A 14,060-nucleotide genomic window follows, 5' to 3' on the forward strand; every position below is an offset into this window, starting at 1 on the left:
GCGCGGCGCCTGCGCTCGCGGCGCGCCGGGTTCTAGGCAGAAACGCGATCTCGGCCCCTCTCCTGCACAGGAGAGGGGCTTCTTCCTCCACGACGTCGCGCCGGGGCGCTGCCCCGGACCCCGCGGGGGCTGTTCGCCCCTCGACCCGAACCAGGGCAAGCCCTGGACCTCAGGGGGAAGAACTGCGCGTCGCGCAGTTCTTCCCACGGGCCGGTGGCAAGACCGTGAAGGTCGTCGCACGCAGCGGCACGTTGTCGGTTGAAACGTCAGCGCAGCCGTCTTGGTTGGCGGGGTCGTCGCTGGTCTCGACCTGGCCCGTTCGATGAACTGCGCATCGCGCAGTTCATCGACCCCGAGTCCAGCGCTTGCGCTGGTCCGGGGTGCAGGGGGCGGACAGCCCCCTGCTGGGGTGCGGGGCGACGCCCCGCTCTCCCCTTCAGCCCATCGCCGGCGTTGGCCGTCGTGACGGCCTTCGCAGGGCGAGCCCGGCGACGCGGCCGGCGAGCTCGGCGTCCGTCACGCTTTTCGATGCGTACCCGTGGGCGCCCACGCTCACTGCGAGATCTGCGAGCTCCACGTCGGACCTGTCTCCGACCAGCATGATCCGGGTTTGTCCGAGCCCGTAGGCGTCTCGGATCATCTTCACGAGCAGACCGCCGTCGAGCCGCGGCATGTCCACGTCGACGAGCACGATCTCGCAGCCTGTCTCGCGGACCGCGTGCAGGCTGCCGAAGGGACCCTCGTGGAAGCGCGCCCGCATGCCTGCTTTTTCCAGGCAACGCACGGCGCGCTGTCCGAAGCTCGGGTCGTCGTCGATGATCAAAACGCGGGCCATGCCCGATCCGGATGCAAAGAACGGACCACGATCCGGAATCGCTGGAAATGCGCGAAAGGAAAGGGATTCTTCGGGCTCGCACGTCCAGGACGTCTTGCAGGGCTAAACGGCGGGTGCGCGCCTGCTTTGCACTTTTGCGATCTCTCCGTGCAAAGCCCTCTCAGAACGTCCCGCGCACGCCTGCCGTGCCGATCCCGAGCACGGGCGTCCACGTGATATCGGCGGCTTTTCTCTCGTCCTTCTTGGGCTTCTGCGTCGGACCCGCGATGAGCAGCGGCACGCCCACGCCGAGGCCCACCACGCCGACCACGAGGCCCGCCGTCGTCGCGTAGCGAAGCGCGTCGAAGAAGTCTGCGTCTGCGTGGAACTCCGGCTGACACGTCCGGTTCGGGCACTTCGTCGCGAGCTCCTGCTCCTTCGAAAGCGCGAGCCCGCCCGTCACCCCGAACGCCACCATGCCGCCCGCGCCCACGCCGATCCCCACCCAGGCGATCGTCCTCCAGAACGGATCCGGCTCCGGCGGCTTCGGCTTCGGCAGCGGCGGCAGCACGAGCACGACCTTCTCGGTCTGCTTCACGACGAGGTCGACCTTCTTCTTCACCTTCGTCTCGCCGCGACGAACCTCGACCTCGTGTTGTCCCGGATCGATCGGGCGTTTCTGGCCGAGCAACGCGAGCGGGATCTGCGTGCCGTCGACGTACACCGTGATGCCGTCGCCCACCGGCCCCGTCACCTCGATCGTGAGGCTCGGGATGAGCGGCAGGAGCTCCTCGCGCTCCTTGAGCGCGTCGGCCTGCGCCTTGCGGAACACCGGCGTGACCTGCGTGCGCGAGAGATCCATGCGCGTCACCGCGAGGTAACGTTCCGTGGCCTCGACGAGGCGGCCGAGCTTGACGAGGCTACGCGCCGCGCGCAGGCCGAGCGTCGGCGCGGGGACGAGCTGATCGGCGAGGTTGAACTTCTCGAGCGCCTCGGCGTACTGGCCCTTGTCGAAGAGCACGATGCCCTCCTCGCCGAGCTTGCGCGCGGCGCTGCGCGTCGCGAAGTCCTGCCCTGCGCTCACGGCCGGCGAAAGCCACGCGAGCGCGGCGAAGGCGAGCGGCAGGCATGTCCTGGAGATCGCTCGCGTGGGCTTCGAGGGAGGGCGGTTCATCGGTTCGTCGGGGCTCGTGTTCGTCTCAGAAGCCGAGGACGTCTTCCTTCGTGTTCTTCTTGGTCCCGGTGCGAATCTTCGGCGCCGAGCCCGCGTCGGGCGCGCTCGGCGCGGGCGGCGCGCCTGCGTCTTCCGCGGGCGTCACCGTGACGGGCACGTTCGGCGCGGGGCTCGGCGCGGCGCTCGGCGGGCTCGCGGGAGGCAGCGCGCTCGCGGCGGGGCGGAGCGCCGAGGGCGTCGGGGCTGTCGTGCCTTCGTCACGCCCCTTCACGATCCACACGGCGCCGACCGCGCCCAAGACGAACACCGGGAGCACGGCGAGCGCGATCGTCAGCGCGCGCCGCGAGCTCGGCTTCGATGCGCCGCTCGACCAGGCCGTGTTTCGCCCCGTCGGCTCGGGCCTGCCCGACTGCACCATCGAGCCGAGTGGCACCGTGGCTGCGCCTCCTCCCTGGCTGCGCAGGAGCACGAGCGAGAGCCCTTCGGCGAGCTCGCGCGCGGACTGGAACCGCTCCTTCGGCTCGCGTTGCGCCGCGCGCGCGAACCACGCGTCGAAGCCGGGCGGCACGTTCTGCGCGACCTGCGAGGGAACGGGCAAGGGCGCCGAGCAGATGCGCATGAAGAGCTCGCCGAGCGTGCTGCCCGAGAACGCTCGCACGCCCGTCACGCACTCGAACGCGATCATCGCGAGCTGCCAGAGATCCGAGCGGGAATCGATCTCCTTGCCGAGCACCTGCTCCGGGCTCATGTACGCGGGCGTTCCGAGCACCGTGCCCGCGTGCGTCTTCAGGTGTGGATCGTGGCCGGCGTCGGCCGTCTTCGCGATGCCGAAGTCGAGGATCTTCACGACCTCGCGTCCCTCCTCGACGGAGAGAAAGACGTTCTCCGGCTTGAGGTCGCGATGCACGATCCCCTGCTTGTGCGCCTTCTCCAGGCCGCGCGCGATCTCGCGGAAGATCCGCACCGCGTCCGACGCGGGCAGCACACGCGTGCGCGAGAGCCGCTTCGCCAGGCTCTCGCCTTCGAGCAGCTCCATCACGATGTACGCGACGTGCCCTTGCGCGCCGTGATCCATCGTCTGCGCGACGTTCTCGTTCTTGAGCCTCGCCGCGGCGCGCGCCTCGTGGAGGAAGCGCGCCATCGTCTCCTGCGGGTTCTGCGACGACGCGAGATCGACGAGCTTCACCGCCACGGTCGTGCCGAGCGACGTGTGCTCGGCGCGCCAGACCTGCCCCATGCCGCCGGCCCCGATCGGCGTGGTGAGGCGGTATTTTCCCCCGATGATCGTGCCCGGCGCCCAGGGGCTCGGCCTCACGCTCTGCAGCTCGGGTTCAGGGGATCTCACGGCGGAGACCGAAGTCTAAACCACGACCCGTCGAAACGGGAAACACCCCGTGCGTGGTTCCGTCCGATCTACCGCGGGCCGCCGCTCATCCGCATCGGCACCTGGGCCGCCGGTCCCTGCGGCGGAAGCGCCTCGCGCACCTCGATCGAGCGCGTTTCGTCGTACTCCGGCTCGCCCCCGATCGAGAGGGAAGGCCAGTCGGGAAAGTAGGTCCCCGGCGCGATCACCACGGCGTACGTGGGCGGCGTGGACGCGAGCGGCGCCTCGGCAGCGCGCTGCGTCGCGCCGCGCCCGCAGCCCACGCCGAACGCGGCGAAACCACACGCGAACGCGAGCAGGGTGAACCGACACAGGGCCGAAGATCCCATGCCCCGGCCCCACGCAAGGCGCGGGCCGGGCCGGTGTGCAGGACGTGCGCGACGGGATCCGGGCCAGTCGGGGCGGATGTTTCGATCAGGACCCGCCGGCCTTCGCGGGGCCCGTGGACGGCGGGAGGAGCGGGAGCAGCCCGTGCGGCTGTGCCGGGGTCGCGACCTGCACCAGAGGCGGCGCGGTCGCGGCGCGCTCGCCGCGGTACCGCTTGATGCCGCCCGCGAGGATCTCGCCGATGAGCGTCCGAAAATCCATGCTCGCGACCTTCGCGATGACGCAGAGATCGCTGAAATCCGGGGTGAGCCCCGGCAGCGGGTTGCACTCGATCACGTACACCGTGCCGTCCTTCGCCATGCGCAGATCGATGCGCGCGACGTCGCGGCAGTGGAGCGCGAGAAACGTGTCGCGCGCGATCTTCTCGATCCGTTTGAGCTCCGCCGATCCGAGGCTCGCGGGGCATTCGAAGCGCACGCGCGTCGTGCCCATCTGCTTCTCCTCGAAGCCGTAGACCGGGTGCTCGGGCGGATCGAGGAAGACCACCTCCATCGGCGGCAGAACCCGCGGGCGGCGATCGCCGAGCAGGCCCACGGTGAACTCGCGTCCGTCGACGTACTCCTCGACGAGCGCCGGTTGCCCGTACCGTTCGAGCAGGACCTTCGCCGCGGCGCGCGCGCTCGCCTCGTCCGGCACCACGGACGCGCTGCTGATCCCCTTCGACGTGCCCTCCGCGTTCGGCTTGACGATCACCGGATACCGGAAGGCCTTGAGCTTCTCGCGGCCCGTCGTGAGCACCTGCCACTCGGGCGTGTCGATGCGCGAGGCGCGCAGGATCTGCTTCGTGAGGCCCTTGTCGAGGCAGAGCGAGAGCGTCGTCGGATCGCTGCCGGTGTAGGGGATGCCGAGCAGCTCCAGCATCGCGGGCACCTGCGACTCGCGGCCGCGGCCGCGCACGCCCTCGGCGATGTTGAAGACCACGTCGGGCTGCGAGGCGAGCAGCCGGTGCGGCAGATCCGGCTTCGCTTCGAGCGGGATCACCGTGTGGCCGAAGCTCTCGATCGCGTCCGTGATCGCCTGGATCGTCTGCGGCGAGTCGAACTCCGCCTCGGCGTCGCCCCCGTCGCGCTTCATGTTGAACGTGAAGCCCACGCGGAGCGTGGCCTTCTTCGCGCGGCGGTGCGGCGCGTTGTCGACGAGGTGCGAAAAACCCCGGCGCTTGCAGGCGCTCCGCACGATCGACCGGATCACGCCGTCGAAATCGATGCCGCCCTTCTTCGCCGCGACGAAGAGCGCCGCGCTCGGATCGAGCGAGGGGAGCGCGTCGACCTCGAGGAAGTGGACGTCGTAGCCCGTCTGCGGCGACCCTGGGGCCACGCGGAATTCGCAGCGGCCGAGGTCCTTGAGATCGAGCGCCCGCACGATCCTGCGCGTCATCGCCTGGATGCGATCGAGCACCGTCACCGGCAGCTCCGCCGGGCGGATCGTCACGTGCTCGGGCCGCACGTTCTTCAGGTGGAAGTCGTAGACGTTGTAAAGGTTCTGGTACCGAGGATCGATCACGTACTCGACCGGATCGAGGATCCCGTCGCTCCCGAGCCCCTCGACGAACGAGCACGACACATCCACGCCGCGCAGGAAGCGCTCGACGAGCAGGCCCGTGGGGAACCGCGAGAGCTGCCGATCGACGATCTCGGCGAGCTCGTGGCCGTCCTCGCAGACGCTGAAATCGCCGGAGATGCCCTTCGAGGAGCCCTCGAAGTTCGGCTTCACGATCACGGGGAACGTCACGTCGTCGAGCACGCCGCCCTCGATCGCCACGCGCGTCACGAGCCGCGCGCGCGGCGTCGGCACCCCGAAGCCTGCGAGCGTGCGCTTCGTGAGCGCCTTGTCGAGCGTGAGGCAGAGCGTGTACGCGTCCGAGCCCGTGTACGGGAAGCCGAGCTCGTCGAAGAGCGCGGGGTAGAACGCCTCGCGCATCTTGCCCTTGTGCCCCTCGGCCATGTTGAACACGAGGTCGGGCGAGATCGACTCGAGCCGCGCGATGACGCGGGATGCGGGGCCGGAGACCTCGACGCGCTCGACCTCGTGGCCTGCGCGCACGAGGGCCCCTTCGACCGCGTCGATGGTTGCTGGACTATCGAACTCCGCCTCTTCGGGGGAGCCCGTGATCTTGAGATTGTAGGTGAGCGCGAGGCGCATCGTTTGGAAAGGAGGGTGCCGAAGGAGAGGGAGGATGTCGCCGGTTTTTCGCGGGGAAAATGTGGCCCGGCGAGCGTGTCATGCGGGCAGCCGGACGCTGCGTCAAGCGTCTGGGCCTCCCATCGCGCGGGGGCACGTGCTACGGCCCCGTGCGTGACGGATCTGGTGGCATTTCCTCCGCCGACGTTCCCCGAGCCGGCGGACGAGCTCAACGAGCCCCAGGCGCGGGCCGTGGCCCACGCCGAGGGCCCGCTCGTCGTGTTCGCGGGTGCTGGCAGCGGCAAGACGCGCGTCATCACGTACCGCATCGCGAACCTGCTCGCCGGGCATCGCGTGCCCCCGTACCGCGTGCTCGCCGTGACGTTCACGAACAAGGCGGCCGGCGAGATGCGCCGCCGCATCGCGAGCCTCGCGGGCGACGAGATCGCCAAGGAGCTCTGGATCGGCACCTTCCACGCGACGTGCGCGCGCCTGCTCCGCCGCTTCCACGAGGCGGCCGGGCTCGAGCGCAACTTCGTCATCTACGACGACTCCGATCAGCGCGCGGTCGTCGCGCGTGTCTTGAAGGAGCTCTCGCTCGACGAGAAGCGCTACCCGCCGCGGCAGGTCCTCTCGCGCATCCACAAGGAGAAGCAGGAGGGCCGCGGCCCGGCCGACTTCGAGCCGCAGGGCTTCTTCGACGACGCGATCCTCAAGGTCTACGAGGGCTACGAGCGGTACCTCCGCAAGGCGAACGCCGTCGACTTCGACGACCTCATCCTCTCGGTCCTGCGCATCGCCGAGGATCCGAAGAGCATGCCCGGCGAGGATCTCCGCGCGCGCTTCCGGCACGTCCTCGTCGACGAGTTCCAGGACGTGAACCAGGTCCAGTACCGCCTCGTGCGTGCGCTCGCCGCGAGCCGCAACCTCTGCGTCGTTGGCGACGACGATCAGAGCATCTACCGCTGGCGCGGCGCCGACGTGCGCATCGTCCGCAACTTCCGGCGCGACTTCCCCGACGCCGCCGTGGTCAAGCTCGAGCAAAACTACAGGTCCACGGGCAACATCGTCCGGGCCGCGCTCGGCGTCATCAAGCCGGCGAAGGATCGCGAGCCGAAGGAGCTCTGGACCGCGCGTGACGGCGGCGAGCCCGTCGTCGTCGTCGCCGCGCAGAACGAGCACGACGAGGCCGCGTGGGTGGCCGACCGTGTCCGCGAGGCCCAGGCGCGTGGCGTCCCGCTCGGCGAGGTCGCGATCTTTTACCGCGTCCACGCCCAGTCGCGCGTGCTCGAAGAGGTCCTCCGCGCCGAGCGCATCCCCTACCAGATCGTCGGCGGCATGCGCTTCTTCGAGCGCGCCGAGGTGAAGGACTGCCTCTCGTACCTGCGCATCCTCGACAACCCGAAGAGCGACGTCGACCTCGAGCGCATCATCAACGTCCCCGCGCGCAAGATCGGCGGGGCCACGCTCGATCGGCTCACGCAGGTCGCGAACGCGCTCAACGTCCCGCTCTACGAGGCGATCCTTCCCCTCACGGATCGCGGCGGCCTCGGCACGGCCGCGAAGAAGAGCTTGCTCGCCTTCCGTGATCTCATCGAAGGCCTGCGCGAAAAAGCCGCCTCCGCGCCGCCGAGCGACCTCGCGCGCGAGGTCCTCGAACGCACGGGCTACGCGCGCATGCTCGACGAGGACGACAGCGCCGAGAGCGACGCGCGCAAGCAGAACCTCCAGGAGCTCATCGGCTCCATCCTCGATTACGAGGCCGAGGCCGCGGCGGCGGGCCAGGTCGGCACGCTCTCCGGCTACCTCGAGCGTGTCACGCTCTCGAGCGACATCGACGCGCTCGAAGACGCGCCGCGCGTCTCCATGATGACCGTGCACGCGGCCAAGGGCCTCGAGTTCGACACGGTCTTCATCACGGGCATGGAGGACGAGATCTTCCCCTTCAAGGGCCCGGATCCGAAGCGCAACGAGGACATCGAGGAAGAGCGCCGCCTCGCGTACGTCGCGGTCACGCGCGCGAGGGAGCGCCTCTTCGTCACGCACGCGGCGCGGCGCATGATCTTCGGCAACACGCGCTTCGGCGTGCCGAGCCGCTTCATCGCCGATTTCCCCGTGGCGAGCGTGAAACCCCTCATGACGGCCGCGGCGTCGAGCGAGCGCTCCTTCCGCGACGGCTACCGCGACGAACCCGCGCGCCCGCGCGGACCGTGGGTGCATCCCATGGATCGCAGCGAAGCCCCCGCGCGCTCGTTCTCCGCGCCCGCCCCGACCCTGCCCGCGCGCGCGCCGGGCGAGCGGTACATCGAGCGCGAGCCGGTTGATGCCTCCGGCGAGGGCGGCCTCGCGCGTGGGGCGCGCGTCATGCACGAGAAGTTCGGCGTCGGCGTCATCGTCGAGGTCGATCCCGGCGACGATCCGATCGCCACCGTGAAGTTCTCGGGCTGGGGCGTGAAGCGAATCAAAGCACGATTCCTGCGCACCGAGTAATCCAATACACCCTCTCGATGCCCACGCATGACCCTCGCAATGGGGGGACGACGTGGTGTACGCTGAAAAATCGTAGCGCCGCGATTTTCGAGCGAAGGAGGGCTTGAAGGATGAACACCGAAGCCGGACTGCTCCAGGAGCTCGTCGACGGAATGCCGGATCCGATGTTTTTCAAGGACCGGCAGCACCGCTGGATTGCATTCAATCGCGCCTTCTGCGACCTCCTCGGCCGATCTGCCGAGGAGATCCGCGGCCGCAGCGATCCCGATTTTTTCCCGCCCGATCAGGTCGCCGTCTTCTGGCAGCACGACGACCAGGTCTTCGCGTCGGGCGTTCCCGACCTCAACGAGGAGAAGATCACGCTCGCGAACGGCGGGCAAAGGGTCCTCTGGACGCGCAAGGTGCCGATTCGCGACGCGTCGCGGGCCGTGGTGGGCCTTTATGGCCTCATCATGGATATCACCGACCAGATGGAGCACGCGCGCAAAACCGAGCTCCTCGAAGCCGAGGCGGCGCGGCAGCAGGCCATCATCGAGGCGCAGGAGCGGGTCATCGACGGCCTCGTCGTGCCGGTGCTCGAAATATGGGAAGGCATCCTGTTATTGCCGCTCGTCGGCGCGCTCTCGCAAAGCCGGGCCGCCCACGCCACCGAGAGCGTCCTCGCCGCCGTCAGCGAGCGCGGCACGGAGACGGTCCTCATCGACGTGACGGGCGTGGGCTTGCCCGACGTGGCCGGGGCCGCGATGCTCGCCCGCGCCGTGCGCGCCCTCGCCTTGCTCGGCTGCCGCACGATCCTCGTCGGCATCAGCGCGGAGTCGGCCCGCACGTTCATCGAGGGAGGTCTGGATCTCGGAGGAATGACGACCTGCGCCACCCTGAAGCAGGGTTTGTCCCGGGCGCTCGCATTGCGACGGGGATCCTCGCGGCGCTGAGAGAGGCTTATCGCGCCTTGATCTGATTCGCGACGGCCTCGGCCTTGGCCTTCGCCGCCGCCTCGTCGCCGAGGTACCGGCGCGAGATCGGCTTCAGATTCGCGTCGAGCTCGTAAAGCAGCGGCACGCCCGTCGGGATGTTCAGCTCGACGATCTCCGAATCCGAAATGCCATCGAGGTGCTTCACCAGCGCCCGCAAGCTATTCCCGTGCGCCGCGACGATCACGCGTTTCCCGCTCCGGATCGCCGGCGCGATGTCGGACTCCCAGAACGGCAGGAACCGCGCCACCGTATCCTTGAGCGATTCGCTCGCCGGAATCTCCTCCTTGCGGAGCGAGGCATACCGCGGATCCTTCCCGGGCCAGCGCGCATCGTCCTCGCGCATCGCAGGCGGCGGCGTATCGTAGCTCCGGCGCCAGATCTTCACCTGCGCCTCGCCGTGCTGCGCCACCGTCTCGGCCTTGTCGAGCCCCTGCAGCGCCCCGTACATCCGCTCGTTCACCCGCCAGCTCTCGGTGACGGGGATCCACATCCGATCGAGCTCCTCCAGCACGATCCACAACGTCTTGATGGCGCGCTTCAGCACCGACGTGTACGCCACATCGAACGTCAGCCCCTCGGCCGCGATCATCTGCGCGGCCGCGCGCGCCTCCTCGATCCCTTTTTCGCTGAGCGGTACATCGACCCAGCCGGTGAAGCGGTTTTCCTTGTTCCACTGGCTCTCGCCATGGCGGAGGAGGACGAGCTTGTGCATCACGTTCTTCCCTTCAGAGAGCTGCATCCGGCCTCACAACGAGGCCGCCCGGGGGCATGACGCGGCCCCTCTCCGGCGTCAAGCGTCTCGTCCCGCCGAGGCGCCTCGCCGCGACGCGTCGATCCCACTCGCCTTCGAGGCGCTCTTCGGGTATCGGAGGCGATCCGATGAGCTCCACCGTCCACGCCACGTTCCTCGTCGCAGCCCCCGATCAGCCAGGCCTCGTCGCGCGTCTCGCCGGCTTCTTTTACAACGCCGGCCTGAACATCATCGACGCCGGCAACCACACCGACGTCCACGTCGAGGGCGGCCCGCGGTTCTTCATGCGCATGGTCGTCGACGTCTCGGGCCTCTCCGCCCCCGCAGCAAGCGCAGCCCTCGGCGGCTCCTCGACCCGCGCAGCCCTCGAGCGCGCCTTCGGAGACCTCGCCCAGACGCTCTCGGCGACCTGGTCCGTCCGTTACGGTGACCAAATCCAGCGCGTCGCCATCCTCGTCACGAAGGACCCGGCCTGCCTCTACGACCTCGTCCTGCGGCAGCGCTCAGGCGAATTGCCCTGCGAAATCCCGCTCGTCCTCTCGAACCACCCCACGCTCGAGCCCGTCGCCGAGAGCTTCCGCATCCCATTCTTCTGCCTGCCCGTCACCCCCGACACGAAGCGCGAGCAGGAAACACGCATCCTGGAGCTCTGCCGCCGTCACCACGTGGATCTCGTCGTGCTCGCCCGTTACATGCAGGTGCTCACCGAGCAATTCCTGAACGAGGCGCCGCCCGTCATCAACATCCACCACGGCTTTTTGCCCGCATTCCAGGGCGCCAAACCGTACCACCAGGCCCACGCGCGCGGCGTGAAGATGATCGGCGCAACCGCCCATTACGCGACGAAAGACCTCGATCAGGGCCCGATCATCGAGCAAGACGTCGCCCGCGTCACGCACGCCATGGGCCCCGACGAAATGGCCCGCACCGGCCGCGACGTCGAGCGCGTCGTGCTGTCGCGAGCCGTTCGCGCGCACCTCGAGCGGCGCGTCATTGTCGAGGGGCGGCGGACGATCGTGCTTTGATGGCGTAGCGCTGGGGTTTCACCCCAGGCCCGACCAGGGGTTGTCCACCCCTGGACCCGGACCAGCGCAAGCGCTGGACTCGGGGTCGATGAACTGCGCATTGCGCAGTTCATCGAACGGGCCGATGCAAGGACGGCGATGTCCGCTCAAGGTGCGCCGATCGCGAGCAGCTTCACCTCCGAAATGTTCACCTTGTTGAAGCGCCCGCCCTGGCCGCCCATGCCGTTGTACGACGCGAAATGGGCGAAGTCGCTCATGTTGCCGGACCCGGCGTCCTCCTTGATCACGATCGTGTAGGTATCTCCACCCACGAGATCGACGGCCACGAAATTCGAATCTCGCCAGTCGTCCCACTTCGCCAGGTGTGGCATCGTGAGCTGCCCGCGGCCCGCGAGCTGCCCCCCTCCCCAGACCTCGATGACCTTCACGCCGCAGGTGATGCCCGTCGTGTAGTCGCCGGCGCCATTGCCCGCCGTCACCTGGAGCAGGTGCCGCCCCGATTGCTTCGGGACCACGTTCGCGACCGTGATCGTGTGCCCGGGATCGCCCCAGTTCTCGTAATGCCAGCGGCCGTAATTGAAGACGAGCGCGCCTCCATTCGCCTGGAAGCTCTGCGCGCCGAACGACTGGATCCGCGTGTTGTTCGCCCCCCAGTAACACCACGGCCGCGCCCGCTGCGAGGCATTGCCGCTCCCCTTGAAGACGGCCTCCACCGTGTAGCAATACGTCTTCGTCGCGTGCTCCGTGCTGCCCGTGTCCACGTACGACGTCGTGCCGCCGGGCAGGTCCTCGGCGATCCGCTTCCCGTCACGGTAGACGTTCAGCGTCACGTCGTTCGGGCTCTCCGCCACGTTGAAGCTGATTTGCACTCGATCATTGGTGATCCCGACGGCCGTGATCGAGGGCGTGCGCGGGCCGAAGACATTCTTGTAATCGGCGAGCTGCGCGTCTCCGAGCGACGTGATCCCCTTCGTCGACGCCGCGCCCGGCCCGAGCTCGATCTCGAAGACGCTGTCCTGCCCGAGCACCTGCGCGTCGACGAAGGTGTCCTTGTCCAGGTCCTGCCCGTCGAGCCGCACCGCTGTCACGTCGAGCAGGCCATTGGTCCCGGGCGCCGCCGGGAGCTTCAACCGCACCGAGATACGTTTGCCCCGGTACGGGATGCCCGACAGCGTGATCTCCTCCATTCCGGCGAACAGCGTATTGCGCAGCCCCCGCGTGATCTTCGGCGAGAACCGGATCCCCCCGTACGTCGCCTCGAACCCGAAGATCACGTCGTGCACGACCCCGATGAACCCCGCCACGCTCCAGAGCTGCCGTTGCGAATTCACGACCGGCCCGCTCGTCGGCCCCTCCTCCTTCCAGTTCGCCCCCGTCACGGCCTCGAAGTTCTCCATGTTGGAGAGGTTCAGCGCCGCGCCCCGCACGAGCGAGCGCACCGCGTGGTCGATCGCGTCCGCGTTGCCCGCCTTCACCGCGGCCTTCGCCCAGAACGCCGTCACGAAGGGCCAGATCGCGCGGTTGTGATAGATGCGCGTATCCTGCTGCTGCGGCCAGATCACGGGCGCGCCCTTCGGCAGGTGCGGATACCGCGCCACGATCTCCTCCGCCTCGGCCTTCGTCGCCACGTCGAACAGCACCGCGAACGCCGAGCCGAGCAGATCGTATTGCAACGTCGGCGCCGGATCGAGGTGCGTCGTGACGAAGGTCGAGAACATCTGCCGCTCCGGCAAGAAGAGCCGCGACCGGATCGCGGTCCAGAGCTCCGTCGCCCATTCCGTGTATTTCTGGCCCGCCGCCGTGTCGCCCTTCTCGTCGGCGAGCTGCGCGGCGAGCCGGAGCATCACGAGGTGCCCGATGTTCGTCCCGAGCGCCTTGCTCATTCCGATCTGCACCGTATCCGTCGCCACCCACGCGGGATACGTCTGCTCGCGCCAGTCGAGGAACGACTGCTCGCCGCGATAGAGACCATCGGCCCTGTCCCACACCACGAGCCGATCCCGCTCCGCCGTGTTCAAGATCGCCTCGTACGCGAGATCCCGGAATGCCGTCCGCTCCTGCCCATCGAGGTGCTTCAGGAGCTCGCGGGCGCCCATCGCCCACACCACGCGATCCGACGAGATCGGATAACTCCCGCCCGTCCCCGTATCCTGCACGATTTCGCGCTTCGTCCCATCGCGCCGGAGGCTCGTCTTGAACTCCATCGAGTTCCGCGCCCGCGTCGGATCGAGCAGCGAGAGCCCGAGCGCCACTGAATACGACGTATCCCGCGTCCACACGTATTTCCAGAGCCTTCCTGTCTCGAAGCAGCCGCCTTGCGGGCAGGGGAGGGGATTGCCGCCGTTGAACGCGTAATCGCTGATCGCCGCGACAGAATTCTCGCGTGACTCCTCGACCGCCAGCGCATAAAGCGCGTCGAACATGTCGTGCCCCGTCCGGAGCACGGGTTGTCCGGGCACCTCCGTGATGGTCCGCGGGTTCGCCGGATTGTTGTCGCGCAGTGGCCCCGTGGTCGAGAGCACGTACGTCCGCGCGCAGCTCGCCGCGTTCTGCACGACGACCGTGGCCTGGTTCGGCGCGTCGTACCACGTGCCCGTCCCGGACGCCGGCGTCCCCGTGGGCGGCAAACATGCGGCGCTGCTGCCGCCGCCGCTGCCGCCGCTGCCGCCGCTCCCGCCGGCGCCGCTACCGCCGCTGCCGCTGCTGCTCGCGTTGCCGCCGCCGCTGCCGCCGCCGCCTCCGCCTCCGCTCCCGCTCCCGCTGCTGCTTCCGCTTCCCGAGCCTGTTCCGAGGGTCGTCCCCGAGGTCGTACCGCCCAATTCGTCACCTCCGCATCCGAGGGCCGCGAGCGCGGCGAGGGAGACGAAGCAAGAGCCGAGGGTGTTGCGAAGCCTGTTCATGATGAGAAAACACGTCGCGTTTTCGATCCGCTTGTCAAGC

Annotated in this window: 10 protein-coding genes; 3 read left to right on the forward strand and 7 right to left on the reverse strand. The window is 68.7% G+C overall.

From position 1 onward, the window contains the following. Nucleotides 1–436 precede the first annotated feature (436 nt). The 5 genes from QHF84_RS43290 to QHF84_RS43310 form a co-directional block, all read right to left on the reverse strand. Nucleotides 437–835: a response regulator gene (locus QHF84_RS43290; RefSeq protein ID WP_281319453.1), complete on the reverse strand. Its 399-nt coding sequence runs from the start codon at nucleotides 833–835 to the stop codon at nucleotides 437–439. Nucleotides 836–995: 160 nt separating this feature from the next. After that, nucleotides 996–1,988, reverse strand: a complete 993-nt coding sequence (locus QHF84_RS43295) for a hypothetical protein (protein WP_281319454.1) — start codon at nucleotides 1,986–1,988, stop codon at nucleotides 996–998. 25 nt (nucleotides 1,989–2,013) lie between these two features. Then, entirely contained in the window at nucleotides 2,014–3,333 is a 1,320-nt protein-coding gene (locus tag QHF84_RS43300; RefSeq protein WP_281319455.1) for a serine/threonine-protein kinase, read from the reverse strand. 68 nt (nucleotides 3,334–3,401) lie between these two features. Next, complete coding sequence (locus QHF84_RS43305; protein ID WP_281319456.1) at nucleotides 3,402–3,701, reverse strand: hypothetical protein; 300 nt, start codon at nucleotides 3,699–3,701, stop codon at nucleotides 3,402–3,404. Nucleotides 3,702–3,786: 85 nt separating this feature from the next. Further along, nucleotides 3,787–5,901 (reverse strand): ATP-grasp domain-containing protein, encoded by a 2,115-nt coding sequence (locus QHF84_RS43310; RefSeq protein WP_281319457.1) that lies wholly within the window; start codon nucleotides 5,899–5,901, stop codon nucleotides 3,787–3,789. Nucleotides 5,902–6,054: 153 nt separating this feature from the next. On the opposite strand from QHF84_RS43310, the gene QHF84_RS43315 reads away from it, so the two are divergent. After that, the gene (locus tag QHF84_RS43315; protein ID WP_281319458.1) at nucleotides 6,055–8,370 is read left to right on the forward strand and encodes a UvrD-helicase domain-containing protein; all 2,316 of its coding nucleotides are present in this window, start codon (nucleotides 6,055–6,057) and stop codon (nucleotides 8,368–8,370) included. A 110-nt stretch (nucleotides 8,371–8,480) separates the two neighbouring features. Next, nucleotides 8,481–9,302 (forward strand): PAS domain-containing protein, encoded by an 822-nt coding sequence (locus tag QHF84_RS43320; protein WP_281319459.1) that lies wholly within the window; start codon nucleotides 8,481–8,483, stop codon nucleotides 9,300–9,302. A gap of 7 nt (nucleotides 9,303–9,309) precedes the next feature. On the opposite strand, the gene gpmA is transcribed toward QHF84_RS43320, so the two are convergent. After that, nucleotides 9,310–10,056 carry a 2,3-diphosphoglycerate-dependent phosphoglycerate mutase gene (gpmA, locus tag QHF84_RS43325; RefSeq protein ID WP_281319460.1) on the reverse strand — a complete coding sequence of 249 codons (747 nt, stop codon included), beginning with the start codon at nucleotides 10,054–10,056 and terminating at the stop codon, nucleotides 9,310–9,312. Between the two features lie 167 nt (nucleotides 10,057–10,223). Between gpmA and purU the strand changes: the two genes are divergently transcribed. Continuing rightward, nucleotides 10,224–11,120, forward strand: a complete 897-nt coding sequence (gene purU / locus QHF84_RS43330; protein ID WP_281319461.1) for a formyltetrahydrofolate deformylase — start codon at nucleotides 10,224–10,226, stop codon at nucleotides 11,118–11,120. A gap of 146 nt (nucleotides 11,121–11,266) precedes the next feature. Here the strand turns inward: purU and QHF84_RS43335 are convergent, their stop codons facing one another. Further along, on the reverse strand, nucleotides 11,267–14,020 hold the full coding sequence (locus tag QHF84_RS43335) for a hypothetical protein (RefSeq protein ID WP_281319462.1): 2,754 nt from the start codon (nucleotides 14,018–14,020) through the stop codon (nucleotides 11,267–11,269). Nucleotides 14,021–14,060: the final 40 nt, after the last annotated feature.

This window comes from Polyangium sp. y55x31 (genome assembly GCF_029946505.1).
Taxonomy (GTDB): domain Bacteria; phylum Myxococcota_A; class Polyangia; order Polyangiales; family Polyangiaceae; genus Polyangium.